The sequence below is a fragment of the Hwanghaeella grinnelliae genome (genome assembly GCF_004005845.1).
GTDB classification, from domain to species: Bacteria; Pseudomonadota; Alphaproteobacteria; order UBA8366; family Aestuariispiraceae; genus Hwanghaeella; species Hwanghaeella grinnelliae.
The window spans coordinates 435,803-456,406 of the sequence record NZ_SADE01000003.1; the positions used below are offsets into that span (position 1 = coordinate 435,803).

The following is a 20,604-nucleotide window of genomic DNA, read 5'->3' on the forward strand; positions in this document are numbered from 1 at the left end:
AACCTGCTAAGGATTGCGACATAACGGCTAGGGCAATGGCTATCCTGCCTTTCCCGACGATGCCAGTTTACGCGAAGGGGCACAGCCCCGGAATGGATCGAGGTTAAGATGAGTGTTGTTTCAGTCATGGCGCGGACCGGTATCGCAGCCTGCGCAATTTTTCTGGGTGTTTCCGCTGCGAACGCCGCGACGACCAGCTTCGACTTCAGCGGTGGTGCGAATACCGCCTTCGCGAACGGCACGCTTTCCATTCCCTCGGTCGAGGGTGGCGTGACCTTCTACGGTTTCGATTTCGACAAGACCAACAACACCTGGGGAAACTCACCGACACCGGTGGCGCATACCACGGACGGCGTCGGCGTCTGGTCGCGTGAAGAATACGCGAACGACCAGAACCATCCGCTCGCGCCGTATACGGACAGCTACACCTCGCTGGAATATCTGGTGATGAAACTGCCGACGGCCGGGAATTGGACGCCGGTCTCCGCCACGTTCAACTTCCTGAACCAACAGAACTTCTCGATCTTCGGGTATAACGACACGACCGGCGGCGGCTTCCTGGCCACCGGCGCGGCCTTCAGCGGTGTCCTCGCGGACTTGGAACTGATCGGCCAGCAGCCGACGACCTCGGGCGACACGTTCGAATTCGCCGGCGGCCTGAGCCCCTTCGAATACATCGTCTTCACGACCAGCTCGACCAACAATAACGACAACCGTTTCTTCGTCAGCGGTTTCGAAGGTCAGACCGGCGTTGTACCGCTTCCGGCCGCCCTGCCGCTGTTGCTGAGCGGGCTTGGCGGGTTCGGCTTGATCGGCTTCATGCGTCGCCGCCGCGCCGCTGCCTGAAGTCTCAGACACTAGAATACAAAAAGGCCCCGGTTTCCGGGGCCTTTTTTTAAGATGACCGCGCCGAGCCTTACCCTCGCAAGCGCGTTTCCGCCCGCTCTTTTCCGATCAGCGGCAGCAGGTCGCGCAGTTCCGGCCCGTTGTCGCGGCCGGTGAGCGCGCGCCGCAGCGGCAAGAACAGCTGTTTGCCCTTGCGGCCGGTGCTGTCCTTCAAGGCGCCGGTCCAAGTCTTCCAAGTGGTTTCGTCATAGGGCGTGTCCGGCAAGGCTTCGGCGGCCTGGGCCAGGAAATCGCGGTCCTCGTCTTCGATCGCCGGGTCGATCTTCCCGTTACAGACCTCCCACCAATAGGTGGCGTCGGAAATTCTGGCGATATTGCCGTGGATGACGGTCCAGAAGGCCTCGTCCGCCTCCGTCAGTCCCGCTTCGGCAAGGCGGCCCTTCACCGTGTCGAAGGACATGTGATGGATAACCTTGGCGTTCAGCGTATCCAGTTCCGCCGGATCGTATCGCGGGCCCGCGCGCCCGAAACCGGAAATATCGAAATTCCGGGCCAGATCGGCCATGCCTTCGGACCCGTCCGGCGCAATCGCCGTGCCCAAATGGGCGAGATAGGCGGCAAGCGCGACGGCCTCCGTCCCTTCCGCCCGAATTTCAGCCAAGCCGAGACTGCCGATCCGCTTGGAAAGCGCCTTGCCATCGGCACCGACCATCAACGGCATATGCGCAAAAGCCGGCACGTCGTAGCCCAATGCCTGGAACAACTGAACCTGAACGGCCGTGTTCACCACATGGTCCTCGCCGCGCATGACATGGGTGATGAACATCTCCCCGTCGTCGACGACGGAGCTCAAGGTATAGAGCGGCCGGCCGTCCTCGCGGACCAATACCGGGTCGGACAGATGGCCCGGCTCGAAATGCACATGCCCGCGACCCAAATCGTCCCATTCCACCGGCTCATCCAGCAGGCGGAAGCGCCAATGGGGCGTACGGCCCTGTTGCACGAAAGCGGCCTGTTCGTCCGCACTCAGGTCCAAGGCGGCGCGGTCATAGACCGGCGGCTTGCCCTGCCCCAACAAGATCTTCCGCTTCAGGTCGAGTTCTTCCTGCGTCTCGTAACAGGGATAGAGGCGGCCTGACGCCTTCAAGCGCTCCGTCGCAGCGTCATAGCGTTCCTGACGGGTGGATTGGCGGGCAAAGTCATCCCAGTCCAGGCCGAACCATTTCAGGTCCTCGATGATCCCCAGTTCGAATTCCTTTGTCGAGCGTTCCGCATCGGTATCGTCCATGCGCAACAGCATCTCGCCACCGTGGTGACGGGCGTAAAGCCAATTGATTAGCGCGGTGCGCGCATTGCCGACATGCAGGGAGCCTGTCGGGCTGGGCGCGAAACGGACGCGGACGGTCTTGCCGGTCATAAGAACAACTTCCTTGAAAGAGCTTAAAGAATTTTCCGAAACGCGTTGGTAATCGGATAACGGCGGTCCTTGCCGAAGGCGCGCGACGTGACTTTCACACCGGGCGGCGCCTGGCGGCGTTTATACTCCGCCAAGTCCAGCATGCGCCAGACCCGCTGGACCGTTTCCGGATCATGCCCGCGGGCGACAATTTCGTCGACGGACTGTTCACCTTCGATCAGGCCCGCCAGGATATCGTCCAGCACCTCGTAGGGCGGCAGGGAGTCCTGATCGGTCTGGTCCGGTTTCAGTTCGGCGCTGGGCGGCTTGGTGATGATGCGTTCCGGCATCACCGCACCGTCGGGACCCAGCACGCCTGACGGCTTATTTTCATTCCGCCAGCGGCACAGCGCGAAGACATCCATTTTATAGACATCCTTCAGCACGGAGTAGCCGCCGCACATGTCGCCATAGAGCGTTGCATAGCCGACGGACATTTCCGACTTGTTGCCGGTCGTCAGCAGCATGTAACCGAGCTTGTTGGACATGGACATCAGAACCAACCCGCGCGATCGCGCTTGGATATTCTCTTCCGTCGTATCCGCGGCGAGCCCCTCGAACAAAGGCGCCAGCATACCCTCGAAGGCCTTCATGGCGGGCTCGATCCCAACCTCGTCCAGCTTTGCGCCCAACAGGCGCGCGGCTTCCGCGGCATCCTCCAGGCTTTCCCGGCTGGTATAGGGCGACGGCATCATCAGGCAATGCACCTTGTCCGCCCCCAAGGCGTCAACCGCGACCGCCGCGGACAAGGCGGAATCGATCCCGCCCGACATGCCAAGCACGACGCCCGGGAAACCGTTCTTCTCGACATAGTCGCGCAAGCCGAGAACCAGGGCTTTGTACATGCCCGCCAGCCGGTCCGGCGGCGGCACTTTCGTACCCGGTTCGCAGTACCAGCCATCCGGCCCGCGCACCCAATCGGTCATCAGGATCGCTTCCTCGAAAGCCGGCCCCTGGACAGGAAGGCTGCGGTCACCGTTCAGCACGAAGGAGGCCCCGTCAAAGACCAGTTCGTCCTGGCCGCCGACCTGGTTCAAATAGGCCAATGCCAGACCACTTTCGACCACCCGGTTGGTCACCAGTTGAATCCGGAAATCAGGTTTATCGACCTCAAACGGCGATCCGTTCGGGACCAAAAAGAACTCCGCTCCAGATTCTTCCAGGCATTCGATTACGTCCGGCGTCCATATATCTTCGCAAATGGGCACGCCGATGCGAACGCCCTTGAAACTGATCGGCCCCGGCATGTCGCCCGGAATGAAAACACGTTTTTCGTCGAAGACACCGTAATTGGGCAGGTCCACCTTGTGCCGGACGGCGACGATCTCTCCCCCCGCCAGCAACAGAACCGCGTTATGGGCCTTGGCATGGGTCTGCTTTTCGCCGCGCCACGGCGCCGTCACCAGCATTGCCGGGCCGTCATCGGCGGTATCGTGGGCAAGATCGCGCACCGCCGCTTCGATCTTGTCCAGGAAGAAGGGTTTCAGAACCAAATCTTCCGGCGGGTAGCCGCTGATCACCAATTCGGTGAACAGCATCAGGTCCGCATTGGCCGCCGCCGCTTCGGCCCGGGCCGCGCGAACCTTTTCAACATTCGCCGCAATAGCCCCGACGGTCGGGTTCGCCTGGCACAGCGCTATCCGCAATCTATCCGTCATCGAAGATCTCTACTTCCCTCGTCCGGCGAAACACTCGCATCGGGCGTCGTGGGTCCGCAGTTCGGAAACTCCGGTCTGCCCCTCAAACGCCAGCATCGCGACTATGGCCAACGTTACTGGATAATCAAGGCAGTATAATCAAGCTTCACGGTGCTTCTTGCCATGATATCGCCTGTAAAATCGGGCGATAACCCCAACGAATAGCCGCCCGACGGCATGGTCGGCGCCGACTGCCGCAGGTCACCAGCATTAATATATTCTTTACTGCTTCTATGCTGTTCTCCTCATGCCTTTCCGGGCGATCCGTCTGCGCTAACCAAGCAGGAGGATTTGTGGATCGGCAAGGGTGGGCGGAAGCCGGTTACAGTTCACCCAGGCGCTGGGGGGCGGCCTCTCGATCTGCTGCGGTGAAGCGATGGAGCTGGGTATGGCAGGCATTTTTCGTTTAACCAGACCGCACGGATTCGCAAACCCATATGTTATTGTCCGAGGGCATAAAAGCTGAGCTTGGCTGGCGGGACCTAGTGGGTTCCCGCCTGGGTCGGCGCCTTGCGGGCATCATTTTTCTCAGCATCATAGCCATTGAAGGCATTGTGCTCGTTCCATCCTATTTCAACCAGCACGCCATTTATCGCACAGAAGCCATCAGGATCGGTCAAGTTGCGAGTGACGCGCTTGCCAATTTGGCCGCTGTGGATAGCGGTGGATGGACCGTCGTGCAGCCCGGCCAGAAATTCTCTTCGGCCGAGGAAATCGTCGGTGGGGCGATTTGCAAACCCGGAGGCGATTGCACGGTTCAATTCGGTGAAAGTATCGGCGATACCGAAGCGATTCCCGAAAAGGATGGCAACTATGCACAGCCGGAAGCTGACAGGTTGAAAACCGTCCGTACCGTTGAAACAAGCAGCGGCACCTACCGCATCGTCGTTGTCGTTGATACGGCCTGGACGACGGAAGCATTGCTGAAAGATCTTCTACACGTCGCCATCCTTGTTGCTTGTATTGGGATTATTTTCGCTTTGATCGCCGTGGTCTGCGTCGGCAAGATCGTACTCTTTCCGCTAATGCAGTTGAGCAGAAACCTTTCCGCTGCACTGGAACATCCAGACAGGCCGAACGACTTCGTCATTTCCCACGACCGGAATGATGAGATCGGGCGGTTGCTGGATCGTTACAACACTATTCTGCAAGACAATGCCATGCGGGAGGCGAACCGGAGGGAAGCGGAGAGCCACGCGCTTTGGCTGGCACGCTTTCCCGAGGAAGACCCGTCGCCGATCATCCGTCTTTCCGACACGGGGCGGGTCCTCTACGCGAACGAAACCGCGGAAAAACTGGTTCAGGCCCTCGTCGTCGGCGATGCACGCAGGTCGCTATTGGCTTCGATCGAAATGGCGCAGGAAAAACAGGGACCTATAACCCTGACACGTCAAGTCGGCACCACCGTTTACCGGCTCTTGCTCGTGCCGATCAAGGGCGAGAAGTATCTGAACATCTATGCATCCGACATAACCGAAATGGTTCGGGCGCGGGACGACTTGGCAAAATCCAAAACCGCCCTCGAAGATGCCGTCGTCCAACGCACCGCGGAACTGCAGACCATCCAGCAACGTCTCACCGATGCGATCGAATCCATGGATGACGGCTTTGCCTATTTTGGGCCGGATGGCAGGTTGGCCCTGTATAATCAGCGCTACGCACAAGTCTATGAAGGGTCGGAACAGATTATCAAAACCGGATCCACCCTTGAAGAAATTCTGCGATACGGGATGGAGCATGGCTGGTATCCCGGATCCGAGAAAGACCCGGAAGCGTGGCTGCAGAACCGCCTGGCAATTCGCCGCGAGGCCACCGGTCAACCTTGGATAACGCGGGCGAAGTCCGGACGGTATTATCGTATTCGCGATTACCGCACCAAGGATGGCGGAAGCGTTACGGTCCGCGTCGATGTCACCGACCAGATGCGTCAAGCCGAAGAATTTGCGTTGGCGAAGGAAGCCGCCGAAGGAGCATCGCGCGCAAAATCGGAATTCTTGGCCACCATGAGCCACGAGATCCGGACGCCTATGAATGGTGTAATGGGCATGGCCAACTTGCTGCTCGACAGCAATCTAAACCCACAGCAAAAGTCGATGACGCGGACCATCCTGGACTCCGCCAATGGTCTGTTGACCGTCATCAACGACATTCTCGACTTCTCGAAAATCGAATCCGGCAAGATCGAACTGGAAGACGCAGAGTTTCGTCTGGCTGACAGCATTGAGAGCGCCGTCGAGCTGCTCCAATCGCGTGCCCTCGAAAAAAACCTCGTCCTTGGCTCAATCATCGATCCGGCCATGCCTGAACGCCTTATGGGGGATGAGGGTCGGCTTCGCCAAGTGATCATCAACCTTGCCGGTAACGGTGTTAAGTTCACGCAATACGGTTCCGTGACGATCGAGGCACGCGTGGTCGGCCAAGAAAACGATAAGACCCGTATCCGCGTTTCCGTCCACGACACGGGCCCGGGCATTCCGGAAGACATGTTCGATAAGTTGTTCTCGGACTTCTCCCAGCTCGACGCGTCGCGTAGCCGTGCCCATGAAGGGACCGGCCTGGGGCTAGCGATCAGCCGGCGCCTGATCGAGTTCATGGGCGGGGAGATCGGCGTCGACAGCGCCGATGAAGAAGGCAGCACATTCTGGTTCGAGGTCCCTCTGGCCGTACTGGAAGGTCCGAAATATGCCGAGAACGAAGCGATCCCTGCGCTCAATATTCTGATCCATGCCGGTGACGTGCGGACGGGCGAAGTCCTGCAGAGGCAAATCACGGCTTGGGGCGCAACGGCTGAGATCTTGGGCGAAAAACATCGCCTGGATGCCGGACTGCCTCGGGGCTTCGATGCTGTCATCGTCGATGCCGAATACCTGGAAGCGTTCAGAACGGCCCGGGAATTCGCTCTTCTGCAGGCTCATGGCACCGCGGTCATCGTCCTTTCGTCGAACGAATTCTCGTCGCCTGACATCCGCCCCGATGCAACTGTCCTGAAACCGGTCCGTCAATCCGACCTGCTCAATGCAATCATGCATCTGCATGACGATAAGTCCGGCAACCGGCGTGAGGCGAGATCGGAACATCGGCGTGAAGAAGAACAATCCATCCGCGAGAAATCGCAAGGTATCGCGCCGTCCCGCATATTGGTCGCAGAAGACAACCCGGTGAACCAGCAAGTGATCCGCATGATGTTGACGAAGATGGGACACACCATCGATGTCGCCGGAAATGGGGTGGAAGCCGTTTCGCTGGCACGGCAAGCGCCCTACGATTTAATTCTGATGGACGTGCACATGCCGGAACAGGACGGTTTCTCGGCCACGCAGGAAATCAGAAGCTTGGGCGGAAAACTGGAAACGATTCCGATCATTGCCCTGACCGCGAATGTCGAGGCCGGTGTTGAACAGCAATGCTTTGATTCGGGAATGACCGGTTATGTTACGAAACCGGTTCGCGTTCAATCCCTCGCCGATATCCTGCGGGAACAGATCCCGCAGGGGGACAACACGTCACACCGGGAGCGCTTCGTAACCTGATCCATGCAGGTTTCAAAACAGGCCCGCCGCGCCCAACCGACGTCATGACACTACGGGCTATTTCCTAAGAAGGAATTCACGGCCAACCTTGACGCGTGCCTCGCCGTTATAGTCGACAATGTCCGCCGTCGCATAGGTCTCGCGCCAAACATCGGGCAGGTAGCTGCCACTGCCGACAATATCGATGGGCGTGTCGGCCAGGGCCATGACCTTGCATTTTTCAGGACCGAACCCACTCGACCCGACAATCTTCACATTGCCATAACCTTTCCGGTCCAGCGACTCGCGCATATGCCAAATCGCGGCGGCGGAAACGCCCGGCCCGATAAGATGGCGCAATTCGTCTTCGGTCCGATATCCGCGGATGGCCCGTGGCGCGTTGCGGTCAAGCACCGCATAGCTCCCCGCCGGGTCCAACCCTTCGCAAAAGCGCCCGCCGGGCGTGTCCAACCGAACCGCCAACTTGCCGCTTTCCGCCAAATCCGGGAACCGGTCGCAGACAGCCATTGAATCGGTGATCTCATGACCGAAGTAGTCGACCAATACGGTCAGGTTCTGATCAGGAAAAGTCTCGTGATACATTTCAGCCGCGCGCACGGTAGACCCAGCATATCCGATCAAGGCATGCGGCATCGTACCCAGACCTTTTTCCTGACCGAAATAATGGGATGTGGCATCGGTCGCATTGCCAATGAACCCGATTGCGCCGCCTTTGCGCTTCGCCCGCGCCGACCCCACCGATGCGGCATAGGCCATCAGTTCCGCCATTTCGGTCCCGGCGCAATGGCGCGCATCCATCGCCAGGAAGGACACGTTCGGCAATTCCATGCACATGGAAAAGGCATTGTAGGCGGCAACACAGGCCGGGCCGATTTTTTGCAGCAACAACGTTTCCAGATCGACCAGATTGTAGAACGAGCCATGGACATACATCAGCGGCTCACCGGCGCCGACCCAGCGACCTTCGTCGTACATCACATCGATTTTGACTTCGAAACCGCGTTGTTCCGCGACCGACTTCAACCATTCGACCGCCAGACGCGGCGCGGCGACGACCGGTCGGCGCATGAAGATCGCATATGTGACCTTCGTGTCGCCGAACTTGCCGATCGTCTGTTTGGTCCGATTGAAATAAGCGTCGGTCCAGCGGCTCACGCCATCATCGGCCGCCGCCGACCGCTGCTCTTCATCCAACGGAACGCATTTTTGAGCGTCGGACATGCCCCTCTCCCGGGATAGGTCTCGGCCTGATCTGAACGCAGTCTAGGCCGATAAAACGGATCGTTACGACGCCAGTTACGACGCTTGCGCCAATGCCCCGGCCGAACCCGACCGTTCCAGTTTCAGGGCCTCAGCCAGTTGGAACGCCAGTTCCAATGCCTGCGACGCGTTCAACCGCGGATCACAATGCGTATGGTACCGGTGCGACAAGTCTTCGTCTGAAATCGCCTGGGCGCCGCCAAGGCATTCCGTCACGTCCTGCCCGGTCATTTCGAAATGAACGCCGCCGGCATGAGTGCCTTCCGCTGCGTGGACTTCGAAGAAGGCTTTCACCTCAGCCAGGATCCGATCGAAAGGACGGGTCTTGAAACCGCTCGGCGACTTGATCGTGTTGCCGTGCATGGGATCACAAGACCAGACGACCTTGCGGCCTTCCTTCTCCACGGCACGGATCAGCGCGGGCAGATGCTGATGCACCTTGTCGTGTCCCATCCGGGCAATAAGGGTCAGGCGGCCCGGTTCGTTCGCCGGATTCAGCGTATCGATCAGGCGAAGAAGATCGTCCGGCGCAAGCGACGGTCCGCATTTCATCCCGATCGGATTTTTGACGCCGCGCAGGAACTCAACATGCGCGCCGTCCAACTGACGGGTCCGGTCGCCGATCCACACCATATGGGCGGAGCAATCGTACCAGTCGCCGCTCAAGCTGTCCTGACGGGTAAGCGCCTGTTCGTACCACAGCAACAAAGCTTCGTGGCTGGTGTAGAACTCCGTTTCCGCGATCTGCGGAACGAGTTCCGCCGTAAGGCCGCAAGCCGCCATGAAGTCGAGCGTTTCGGAAAGCCGGCCGGCCATTTCCTGATACCGGTCGCCCTGCTTGCTTCCCTTCACGAAGTCCAGGTTCCAACGCTGCACCTGATGTAGATCAGCGAAGCCACCCTGGGCGAAAGCGCGCAACAGATTGAGCGTCGCCGAGGCTTGGTTATAAGCGCTCAACATCCGGTTGGGATCAGGCACACGGGATGCTTCGGTGAAATCGATCCCGTTGATGATATCACCGCGATAGCTGGGCAGTTCCACACCGTCGATGTTTTCCGTCGGCGCGGAACGCGGCTTGGCGAATTGGCCCGCCATGCGGCCGACTTTGACGACCGGAAGCGACGCACCAAATGTCAGCACCACGGCCATCTGCAGCATGACTTTGAAAGTGTCACGGATGTTATTGGCGTGGAATTCCGCAAAACTTTCCGCGCAGTCGCCACCCTGAAGAAGAAAAGCATCGCCATTGGCGACCTTTGCCAAGTCTTCCTTCAAACGACGGGCTTCACCCGCAAAAACCAAGGGAGGATAATTGGCCAGCGTCGCCTCGACGGTATCGAGCGTGCCCGAATTCGGATAATCCGGAACCTGCTGAATTTCTTTGTCGCGCCAAGTATTCGGGCTCCATGCGGCAACCATAGCCCTGTCCTCCAATTTGCAATTATTCCCGCCTTTTAGAGGCTGGGACCGGTTTCTATACGCGGATCAACACAGGTTTTCCACAGTAAAGGTCGGCTTTTGCGCCCTTTGTCGCCGGATTTCCATAACCCAACCGCCATATACTGGATATATCGCGCCGAGCCCGGGCACAAAGTTCATTCACAAAAACTTATACGCCACACCGATCACGACAATAAGGGTAGCAGGCCTAACAGACTGGTCTAATACGCTCTACCTGAAAGCTTTTCCCGTGGATTTCACCAGCCGAGCCGCCTAATGTTTTTCAATAGGGAGACTACAAATCCAAACTGAAAAATCCGACGGCATATTGCTAACACGAACTGGGAGCATCTTTATGGACAAGACAAAACTGAACGAACTGAGCAGGTTGGAACGACAGTTCCGGGCGGCGCAAATCGACCGCCGTTCTTTCATGATGGGGGCATTGGCCCTGGGTCTGACGGTTCCGGCCGCCAGCGCCATGGTGTCGAAGGCGAAAGCGGCGACACCGAAGAAGGGCGGCGTTTGGCGCCAGGGGCTAACAGGCGCCGGCACCGGCGACTCGCTGGATCCCGCACAAATCCTCGATTCCTACATGATCAATGTCAGCTTCGGTCAGTTGCGCAACTGCCTCACCGAAATCGGGCCGGAAAACCAGCTTATTCCGGAACTGGCATCCGGGTGGGAAGCCTCCGACGATGCTTCGCAATGGGTCTTCAAGATCCGCCAAGGCGTTGAATTCCACAATGGCAAGACGCTCGACTCGACAGACGTGGTCGAGTCCTTCCGTCATCACATGGGCGAAAACAGCAAGTCCGCCGCAAAGGGTATCATTGCTGCCATTCAGGACGTGAAAGCAGACGGCAAAGATACGGTGGTCTTCACTCTGTCCGGCGGCAGCGCCGATTTCCCGTATCTTGTGAGTGACTATCACCTTGGCATTTGTCCGGCGAAGCCCGAGGGCGGCATCGATTGGGAATCCGGCGTTGGGACGGGCGGTTATGCTCTGAAGTCCTTCGATCCGGGCGTCCGCACGGTAACCACGCGGAACCCGAACTACTGGAAGGAAGGCGCCGGACATTTCGACGAAATCGTCACACTCTTCATCTCCGATGTCGGCGCCCGTACCAGCGCCCTTCTGACCGGTGAGATTGACGGCATGCAAAACGTCGATCTGAAGACGATGGGCCGGATGAAGAAAATGCCGAACGTGGTTGCCTTCCCAACTACAGGCAATCAGCACATCACCCTGCCGATGCTGTCCAAGTCGGCACCCTTCGACAATGTCGACCTGCAATTGGCGCTTAAATACGCCATCGACCGGGAAGAATGGTTGCAGAAAATTCTGCAGGGATACGGTGAAGTCGGAAACGATTTCCCGATCGGTCCCGTCAATCAGTACCGCGCAACGGAAGAAGAAATTCCGCAACGCGGCTACGATGCGGACAAAGCGAAGTTCCACCTGAAGAAAGCCGGATACGACAGCATCGATCTGAAACTGTCCATGGCCGCGACCGCCTTTGAAGGCGCAGTTGATGCGGGTCAGCTTTATTCCGAAACCGCCAAGAAAGCGGGGATCAATATTTCGATCACGCGCGAAGCGGATGATGGATACTGGTCCAATGTCTGGCTCAAAAAACCCTGGTGCGCCAGTTACTGGGGCGGCCGCCCGACGGAAGACTGGATGTTCAGCCAAGTCTATGCGTCCGGTGCGGAGTGGAACGAAAGCCAATTCGACAACGAGCGCTTCATGAAGCTGTTGATCGAAGGCCGCGCAGAATTGGATCCGGCGAGGCGGCGTGAGATCTATGTGGATATGCAGCGCATCGTCCACGATGAATGCGGTTGCGTCATCCCGATGTTCTCTGCGTTTACCCAGGCGGTTTCCGCCAAGACCGGCCTGCCGGAAAACATCGCCAGTAACTGGGGCTTCGACGGAGAAAAAGCCGGCGAGCGCTGGTGGTACAAAGAATAGGACTTCTCCGCCCCAAAGGCGGCTATCGATATGGAAAAGCCCGGCGGTTGCGCCGGGCTTTTTCTTTGGCCATCAACTGGCCGGGGCACTCAATCCACCATGGCGGCAATCATTGCATTCCCATTGCGTTCCGGCGGCGTATGAAAGGCGCCGTCACGTTTGAAGGTCAGAAATTTGGGGCCGTCCATCGCTTCCGCTGTTGCACGACCGTAAAAAACCGCATGCGCGATCGCGCCGGGCGATAGGGCATCGCCGGTACGCTCCACCGTCCGGATCCCGGCATCCCCCCAGTCCGCCGTGCGTTCCATCAAGGCGTCATGAAGGTCGCTGTTCTGTCGTCGCAGCCCCACGATCACCAGGGACTTGCACGGCAGTTGCGTTTCACGATCGGTCAACATATCGGCAACCGTCGCTGTCGCCCCGTCGAAACCATTGACCCGTTCCAGCGTGCGGATCGGGACACCCAAGTCATGCAGGCGCTGGTGGACAAAAATTTGTTCGTTGGCATTGATCGTCCAGGCGGAAGCCCCGCCCGCCGGGCTGACATAGGTTACAGCCTGGCCGCTCAACGCGATCTTTTCCGCCAAAACACCGCCCATGACATGGAAGTCGCAGTCCAGCACGATCACCGGGCCCTCGGGTTTAGCGCCGGCTGCCAAGTCGCTGGGGGTATAGACGTTAGGGTGGTCCAGTTCCTCACCCGCAATTTCCATTTTTGTGAACAGGGCCGGCGTCCAAGTCGCGCCGGTCGCCAGCACCACACGTTCAAAGCCGAATTCGAGGATTTGTTCCGCATCCAACGCGCTTTCGGAATAGAGTTCCACATTCGGCATGACCTTAAGCTGGCCCAAACGATAGTCGATCACCCGGCGCCAGGCGGATAAGCCCGGCAGCCCAGATTCGAACAGGACCCGCCCGCCCATTTCCGACCCGGCATCGGCGATCGCGACATCATAGCCCCGCCGGCCGAGCGTCAATGCGCATTCCAACCCCGCCGGCCCGCCGCCGACGATCAGAACCCGGTCCGTGGACCCGGCCGGCTTCACTTTTTCCGGATGCCAACCTCGGCGCCACTCTTCGCCGAAGCTGGGATTTTGCGTGCAACGTACAAGGACGCCTTCATGCCAACTGGCGATGCACATATTGCAGCCGATGCACTCCCGGATCTCGTCCTCGCGTCCCTCCCGAATCTTGTTCGGCAGAAAGGGGTCAGCAATGGACGGGCGCGCCGCACCGATGAAGTCCAACACACCGCGGCGAACCTGGGAGACCATGGTGTCCGGCGATGTGAAACGACCCACACCAACGACCGGCTTGTCCGTACAGCTTTTCACAAAACCGGCCATCCGCTCGTGGGATGCTTCCGGCACGAAGCGGGACGGTCCGCAATCGGTCGGACTGGAGTCCATCTTTACATCGAACAGATCCGTATAGGGGCTCAACAGGCTGACTGCTTCATGGGCCTCGGTTTCCATCACCGTGCCGGGCCGTGTCAGCAATTCCTCAAGGCTGATGCGCAAAGCCACGGCAATGCCGTCGCCGACCGCGTCCCGCGTGGCTTCCAACATTTCGCGGATGATACGGACACGGTTTTCCATCGACCCGCCATAGCCGTCCGTGCGCTCGTTATAGTCCGGCAGCATGAATTCGTGCGGCAGATACCCCATGCCGGCATAGACATAGATAATGTCGAAACCGGCTTGCTTCGCGCGCTTCGCGGCCGCGGCCTGCCAGTGGACGAGATCCTTGAGGTCGGCCGCATCCATCGCCCGGGGCCGGCCGGGAGACATGAAAACGGAATGGTTGGAAGACCACCCCTTGCCGGACGGCGTCAGCGCCGGCAGGCGTGTTTGACGGTTCAGGACCCCACCCCCGCCATGGAAAAGTTCGACCCCGGCGAGTGCGCCATGTTCATGCACGGCGTCCGTCATCAAGGCATGGGCACGGATGTCGTCGTCGTCCCACATTGTCGCGAATGGCAACGGTGCGTCGTCACATGACGGATGGATTGAACACGCGCCCGTGCAGATCACCCCCCAGCCGCCCTCTGCCTTGACGGCCCGAAGGCCCGCCCGCACCCTGGGGCTGGCATTTGTCGCGCCGCTTGCGTGGGGAACCTGATAGAACCGGTTTGGCGCCGTCACCGGACCGATCGCAACCGGTTCGAAAAGGGTTTTGAACCGGGCATCGCAATGGTCGATTGTCATGAGGATCACACTCCGGATCAGGAACGGGATTTTTGGCAACTCAGGTTTATTGAACAAATGTACAGTATCACGGGCATATTCGGCCCGCCAACTGAAAACAGGTAAAGAAAATGACCCAGAAAGTGGCCACCGAAACGCAGGCCGGGCGCCGCCTTTCGCCGGAGCGGCGCCGTCACGAGATCATCCAGGGAACGATAAAAGCCCTGGCGGATCACGGCCCACAAAAATGCAGTTTGCGCCAGGTCGCCCGTGACATGGGCATCGCGCCCAGTCTGCTGACCTATTTCTTCAACAGCTGGGCGGAGCTGTTGTTGGAGACCTATCGTTGGCTCGCGGATATGACCGAGAAGGACTATAGCGACTTGGCTGGCCGGCTGGGGCCGGACCCCAAACAGAATTTGCAGGATTATCTCGACCTCTACTTCTCGGACAAATGGACATCTGACGACATTGCGGGCGCCTATATCTCTTTCTGGGCACTCTCCCGCGGCGAAGTGGATCTAAAAACCGAAATGCTCGCGTTCTCCGAAAAAGAACGCGCACGCACACGTCCTTTTCTGGAGGCCTATTTGACCTCGCGCGGCATCACGGAAAACATCGATGCATTGAACGAGGCGTTCTGCGTTATGCTATCCGGTATTTGGTACGAAAACGCCGTGAACCCACTCGCCATGCCCCGTGAAAAGGGGCTGAAAAATGCTTGGACGTTTCTGAACGCAGTTGCGCCCGCCGATACCTGTTAAGCCAAGCCCACTAGCTGAACTTTTCCGCGGGCCCCCACCGCCCTTATCCAATTGCTGAATTCGAGCACTTATTGTACAGTTGTTCAGTAAGGAAGTGCTATGAGGATACGACGGTGAGAAAGAGACAGTCGAACAGGCGGAATAGAAGCGACCGACCGGTCCGCGTCGCCGGGTCGATCACACAAAGCGCATGGTCGCCGGTAACCTACGCCACACCGCCGACAGCCTTCCTCAGCGCGGATGCGGTTGAGGCGATCCACGACACCGCGCTGCATATCCTTGAAGAAATCGGTATGAAAGTGCTGAGCACCGATGCGCGAACCCGATTCAAGGCCGCCGGATTCACGGTGAACGACTCCACTGAAATGGTGCGTTTCGACCGCCAAGGGATCGAACAGGCAATCGCAACCGCCCCGTCATCCTTCCCCCTTCACGCCCGCAACCCGGAACGGAACCTCGAAATCGGCGGCAACAATGCTGTCTTTTCGGCCACCGGCGGCCCGGTCTATTGCATGGATCTGGAAAATGGCCGACGCCGCGGCACCTATGACGAGATGTGCAACTTCATCCGATTGGTGCAAAGCCTGAACATCCTGCATCAAGAGGGCGGCGGCGGGTTCGAGGCATTGGACCTACCCGCGGAAACGCGTCATTTGGACCTGCTCTATGCACAAGCCACCTTGTTGGACAAAAACTGGATGCCCTGGAACATCGGGGCACGGCAGACCATGGATTGCCTGGAAATGGCCGCCATCATGCTGGAGACGGACCTTGAGGGCCTTCGGGAAAAACCGATCTTCACCGGCGTGATCAACACCAATTCCCCCCTGCAATTGGATATTCCGATGGCGGAGGGATTGATCACTTTGGCCGAGTACGGCCAAGCGGCTGTCATCACGCCCTTCACCCTGTCGGGCGCGATGGCGCCCGTCACCCTGGCCGGGGCGCTCGCCCAACAACATGCCGAAGCCATGGCCAGCATCGCCTTGACGCAGATCGTCCGGCCCGGCGCGCCGGTCGTCTATGGTGGGTTCACGTCGAACGTGGATATGAAGACAGGCTCACCGGCTTTCGGGACTCCGGAATATGTTCAGGCCGCGCAGGCCTCCGGCCAATTGGCGCGCCACCTGAATCTGCCGTTCCGGTCCAGTAACGTGACCACCGCGAACACGAGCGATGCGCAGGCTGCCTATGAAAGCATGATGTCGCTTTGGGGCGCGATGAGCGGCGGCGCCAATCTGATCATGCATGCAGCCGGATGGCTCGGTGGCGGTCTGACAGCATCCTTCGAGAAACTGATCCTGGACGCCGAGATGCTGCAAATGATGGCGGCCTATAACAAACCAATGGAAGTTGACCGGGAAGCCCTGGCGATGGACGCGGTGCGCGATGTCGGTCCGGCGGGCCACTATTTCGGCACGGCGCATACTTTGGCCCGCTACGAGTCCGCCTTCTATTCGCCGCTGGTGTCGAACTGGGACAATTTCGATGCTTGGCAGCAGGCCGGCTCGACAACGGCGGAGCAAAGGGCAAATACGATTTGGAAGCAGTTGCTCGCCGAATACGAACAACCCCCTATCGATCCCGGCCTGGATGAAGCATTGCGGGCCTATCGGGACAGGCGGAAGATCGAAATCCCCGGTCGCACGGCCTGACCTAATCTCGGCTTACTTCCGCATTGTCAAAAACAAGGTTGCCCGCGTCCCTCTGTCCCCTGGACCGCGCCCGTCGGTCCCGGCATAGTGCGCCCGCTTGATACGGACCGCCTGGGAAACCATCTTGGGGGAACCATCGTACAGGATGGAAGAACCGTTCAGGTTCCATTGCCCATGTTCCAGGAGGGACCCATGCAGACCACCGGTAGACTTTTCGACGATATCGCGCGCGTCGCCAGCGGGGCGGCCGGTGCGCTTTCGGGCGTCCGGGACGAGGTGGAAGCCTTGGTCAAACACCGAATGGAACGCATTCTGGCCGATATGGACCTTGTTCCGCGGGACGAATTCGAAGCGGTGAAAGAAGTCGCCGCAACGGCGCGGGCGGAACAGGAAAAGCTGGAAAAGCGCGTTACTGCCTTGGAGGCAGCGCTCGCCGGCGAAACCACGCCCCGCAAGCCTGCCAAAAAGGCGACGGCCCGCAAATCGGCGTCCAAGTCCGCCAAGGAAAGCCAGCAGGACGGTTAGACAAAACGGGTCCAGCCTGTGGATAAGATCTGCCGGAACCCTCTGACTCCACAGCGTTTTTTCCGTCCCCAAAAAGGGGCCGCAAATCACTTTGTTAAAATAGCGCCAAGCTCGATTCCCAGCTTTGAGTCTCTAGGAATCGAAAAGGCTTTTATTACACAGGCTTAGCGAAGACGAATTCAGCGCCCTTGCGGCGCTGGAATCGCACATGGCACTCTAACCGTGGTGTCGGGGCCAGCAAGCGATCACAAGATCTGGCGCTTCCACCAACATGTTGGGCAGCTATGCTGCGGCTTTTTTTGCGTCGAGGGGGACGTCCAAATATGGATACAGCGCTTGTTTTTGGCGAAGTCGGTTTCCCCAATCCCTTGGACATCCTGGAAGCGATGTTCACTGAGAATGAGTGGCCCTTCGAACGTCCCGGCGAGGACGAAATCCTTGTCGAAACGACCGGCGGCTGGTGCGACTACCGGCTGTTCTTCGTTTGGCGCGAAGATATGCACGCCCTTTATTTCACCTGCTCGTTCGACATGAAGATCCCGCAGGAAAACCGTGGCCGGATCAACGATTTGCTGGCCATGATCAATCAGCGCATGTGGATGGGTCATTTCGATCTGTGCAGCGAAGACGGCTCACCGACATATCGCCACACGATCCCGACCCGGGGATTGAGCCATGTTTCCGTGGAAACGCTGGAAGATATGATGGACATCGCCCTGGCCGAATGCGAGCGGTTCTTCCCCGCATTTCAGTTCATGATTTGGGGCGGACATTCGCCGGAAGAAGCCGTCAGCGCCGCCCTGTTGGACTGCCAGGGCGAGGCATAAACTTTTATTCCAAACCGTTATATGCTTGCGCGTCAGCCGGCTGGACCTAGAGTCCGACCGCTGGGTAAGTATTGTTGTGTAGGGAGGGGTATATGGCAGAAAAACTGAAGCGCCCGCTGCTGCTTGTCGGCTGTGGGAAAATGGGCGGTGCGATGCTCGAAGGCTGGCTCGCCAGTGGGATTGCAGCCGCCGGAGCCTACGTCGTGGAACCGTTCGGCGCCGATGCTTTCGCGAACCGGCGCGACGTCACCGTCGTCTCCTCTGTTGAAGAATTGCCCGCCGATCTTTCGCCGCAAGTCATAATCCTAGCAGTCAAGCCGCAAGCGATGTCCGCGGTCGTCGGCGCCTATGCGAAGTTCGCGACCCCGGATTGCCTGTTCGTGTCCGTCGCCGCCGGCACGACCATTTCATTTTTCGAAGCGGAACTGGGACCGCAGGCCGCAATCGTTCGCGCCATGCCCAATACGCCCGCTGCCGTCGGGCAAGGCATTACGGTAATCTGCCCCAACGCAAAGGCAACCGCCCAGCAGGTCGCGGATGCCGATATCTTGCTTCAAGCGGTCGGTGAAACGGCCAGGATCGAAGACGAAGCGTTGATGGACGCCGTCACCGGCGTTTCCGGCAGCGGTCCCGCCTATGTGTTTTTCATGATCGAGTGCATGGCGAAAGCCGGTGTGGACGCAGGCCTGCCGGAAGACCTTGCGGCACGCCTGGCATTGCAGACCGTCGCCGGGGCAGGCCACCTGGCCCGGCAGAGCGACGACACACCGGACCAACTGCGCCGCAATGTCACCAGCCCGAACGGTACGACCCAAGCGGCCCTCGACGTTCTGATGGCCGATGATGGGTTGCAGCCCTTGATGACCAAGGCGGTTGCGGCCGCCGCGAACCGAGGACGCGAACTGGCCGGCTGACCGACTGGACGGATCGGATGGGCGGGACCGGCTGGGTGGACCGACTGGAAGCGACACCATGACCTGGCTATTGACCTGCGACGCCCACAGGAAGGCGCTTGCCGAGATAGAGCAAACCAAGTCCGACCGTGCCTCGGCCATTGTCGCCACATCCGTCATCGAAAGAGATTTGGTCAAGGCAATCGCCGCACGGATGGTCGACGACGAGCGCGAGACCAGCATGCTGTTCAAGCATTCCGGCCCGCTGGGACCATTCGAGGCGAAGGTCCACCTCGCTTACTTGATGGGATTGATCGACGGTTCGTTGCGCGACGACCTGACATGCGTCGCCGATATCCGAAACCGGTTCGCGCATCAGGTTGAGCCCCTGCACTTCAATTCGCACACGATCCATGCCTTGTGCGACACGTTCACCATCGTCGACGCGCCGACCTACCCGGAAATTCCCGATCCTACCCTGCCGATAGAATACAGAAGCCCCGCCCGTTTACCCGCGGATGCCACGCCGCGCGCACGGTTCATTCAAACGACAAAACTGTTCCTGATCGCCCTATGGCGTATCAATCACGAGAAGTCGGCCGGAACCTTTGCGGATGGTGCTTGGTCGCCGGCGCCGTAGCCCCTATCCGGCTGCTTTTTCTTCCGGGGCACCGGGTTCATCATCGGAAACACTGTCCGGTGTTCCGGCTTTCGGATCGGGGTTTCCTTCCCCGGTCAAACGGCTCAAATCATCGCGGCCGCGCGCCATCAATAGCAACAGGTCTTCGAAACCGACCTTGCCGGTGGGGCTTCGTTCTTCCGCGATTTTCATGACGTCCTGCTGCGGAATTGTCGCGGCGGAGCCCGTGGCCCCGACCGACGGTGACGGCCCCTGCTGGCTGACGGTCTGCGTGCCATCCGCGACAGCGCCGCCCTGCGCGTCGGTCGTAGTACCCGACGATGCCGCCTTCTTCTCTATCTTCTCGCGGATCTCTTCCTTGATTTCCGCGATGATCTTCTCGCGCTCCTCCGGCGGAAGCGCATCCAACTCTTCTTGCGTCAGACCCCGTTTTTTCAGCAGGAGTTCAAAGAGGCGCTCTTCCGGCGTCATATCCATGATTTTACGGAAAGCGTCTATCGCGGCTTGGCCGGGATCAGCCTCGGCCGACGCCGTTTCCGTGGTATCACCGGCAAGTTTTGCCTGCGCCTCACCCGGAATATTTTCTTGTGCGTTTTCTTGGGCGACCTGCTGGGCAAGAAACGCCGTCCGGGCCAGCCTCAACGCTTGCAGTCGTTCCAACGCCGCCTGCGCCTGGGCGGTCTGGTCGCCGGAAAGATCGCCACCTTCCCCGTAAAGGGTCCGGATACTCTGTTCCTGCGCCTGAACAATCCGGCGGTATTGCTGTTCCGGCAATTCGGCAACCGGCGTATTTGACCGGCGCGATCCCGCCAGGAATAAGGTCGCTGCACCGGCTGCGCCATTCCGCCCATCAATTATCGTCATGGATGCCCCCCGCATCACGAACACAATGATATTGCGAAATCGAGTC

General features: G+C 59.1%; 15 protein-coding genes. 9 read left to right on the forward strand and 6 right to left on the reverse strand.

Going from position 1 to position 20,604, the window contains the following annotated elements; translation table 11 throughout:
• Positions 1–108: 108 nt before the first annotated feature.
• The gene (locus EOI86_RS24705; protein ID WP_205032262.1) at positions 109–846 is read left to right on the forward strand and encodes a hypothetical protein; all 738 of its coding nucleotides are present in this window, start codon (positions 109–111) and stop codon (positions 844–846) included.
• A gap of 70 nt (positions 847–916) precedes the next feature.
• On the opposite strand, the gene gltX is transcribed toward EOI86_RS24705, so the two are convergent.
• Together gltX and EOI86_RS19025 are read right to left on the reverse strand one after the other, a co-directional pair.
• Positions 917–2,263, reverse strand: a complete 1,347-nt coding sequence (gene gltX, locus EOI86_RS19020) for a glutamate--tRNA ligase (protein ID WP_127767214.1) — start codon at positions 2,261–2,263, stop codon at positions 917–919.
• A 23-nt stretch (positions 2,264–2,286) separates the two neighbouring features.
• Complete coding sequence (locus tag EOI86_RS19025; protein ID WP_127767216.1) at positions 2,287–3,960, reverse strand: NAD+ synthase; 1,674 nt, start codon at positions 3,958–3,960, stop codon at positions 2,287–2,289.
• A 476-nt stretch (positions 3,961–4,436) separates the two neighbouring features.
• On the opposite strand from EOI86_RS19025, the gene EOI86_RS19030 reads away from it, so the two are divergent.
• Entirely contained in the window at positions 4,437–7,529 is a 3,093-nt protein-coding gene (locus tag EOI86_RS19030) for a hybrid sensor histidine kinase/response regulator (protein ID WP_127767218.1), read from the forward strand.
• Between the two features lie 57 nt (positions 7,530–7,586).
• Here EOI86_RS19030 and EOI86_RS19035 read toward each other — a convergent pair whose 3' ends face one another.
• Positions 7,587–8,750, reverse strand: a complete 1,164-nt coding sequence (locus tag EOI86_RS19035) for a beta/alpha barrel domain-containing protein (RefSeq protein ID WP_127767220.1) — start codon at positions 8,748–8,750, stop codon at positions 7,587–7,589.
• Between the two features lie 75 nt (positions 8,751–8,825).
• Positions 8,826–10,208, reverse strand: a complete 1,383-nt coding sequence (locus EOI86_RS19040; RefSeq protein WP_127767222.1) for a class II 3-deoxy-7-phosphoheptulonate synthase — start codon at positions 10,206–10,208, stop codon at positions 8,826–8,828.
• A gap of 376 nt (positions 10,209–10,584) precedes the next feature.
• On the opposite strand from EOI86_RS19040, the gene EOI86_RS19045 reads away from it, so the two are divergent.
• Positions 10,585–12,204, forward strand: a complete 1,620-nt coding sequence (locus EOI86_RS19045; RefSeq protein WP_127767224.1) for an ABC transporter substrate-binding protein — start codon at positions 10,585–10,587, stop codon at positions 12,202–12,204.
• Between the two features lie 89 nt (positions 12,205–12,293).
• Here EOI86_RS19045 and EOI86_RS19050 read toward each other — a convergent pair whose 3' ends face one another.
• Positions 12,294–14,411 (reverse strand): oxidoreductase, encoded by a 2,118-nt coding sequence (locus EOI86_RS19050; protein ID WP_127767226.1) that lies wholly within the window; start codon positions 14,409–14,411, stop codon positions 12,294–12,296.
• A 110-nt stretch (positions 14,412–14,521) separates the two neighbouring features.
• Between EOI86_RS19050 and EOI86_RS19055 the strand changes: the two genes are divergently transcribed.
• From EOI86_RS19055 to EOI86_RS19080, 6 genes are all read left to right on the forward strand, one after another.
• Positions 14,522–15,154 (forward strand): TetR/AcrR family transcriptional regulator, encoded by a 633-nt coding sequence (locus EOI86_RS19055; protein WP_127767228.1) that lies wholly within the window; start codon positions 14,522–14,524, stop codon positions 15,152–15,154.
• Positions 15,155–15,267: 113 nt separating this feature from the next.
• A complete protein-coding gene (locus EOI86_RS19060; RefSeq protein ID WP_127767230.1) occupies positions 15,268–16,809 on the forward strand; it encodes a trimethylamine methyltransferase family protein in 1,542 nt (513 codons plus the stop codon).
• A gap of 192 nt (positions 16,810–17,001) precedes the next feature.
• Complete coding sequence (locus EOI86_RS19065) at positions 17,002–17,334, forward strand: accessory factor UbiK family protein (protein WP_127767232.1); 333 nt, start codon at positions 17,002–17,004, stop codon at positions 17,332–17,334.
• 323 nt (positions 17,335–17,657) lie between these two features.
• Positions 17,658–18,161, forward strand: a complete 504-nt coding sequence (locus EOI86_RS19070) for a type III secretion system chaperone family protein (RefSeq protein ID WP_127767234.1) — start codon at positions 17,658–17,660, stop codon at positions 18,159–18,161.
• 92 nt (positions 18,162–18,253) lie between these two features.
• Positions 18,254–19,075: a pyrroline-5-carboxylate reductase gene (gene proC, locus EOI86_RS19075; protein WP_127767236.1), complete on the forward strand. Its 822-nt coding sequence runs from the start codon at positions 18,254–18,256 to the stop codon at positions 19,073–19,075.
• Positions 19,076–19,133: 58 nt separating this feature from the next.
• Positions 19,134–19,694, forward strand: a complete 561-nt coding sequence (locus tag EOI86_RS19080) for an MltR family transcriptional regulator (RefSeq protein ID WP_127767238.1) — start codon at positions 19,134–19,136, stop codon at positions 19,692–19,694.
• A 3-nt stretch (positions 19,695–19,697) separates the two neighbouring features.
• Here the strand turns inward: EOI86_RS19080 and EOI86_RS19085 are convergent, their stop codons facing one another.
• Positions 19,698–20,558, reverse strand: coding sequence for a hypothetical protein (locus tag EOI86_RS19085; protein ID WP_127767240.1), 861 nt, complete (start codon positions 20,556–20,558; stop codon positions 19,698–19,700).
• Between the last annotated feature and the right edge of the window lie 46 nt (positions 20,559–20,604).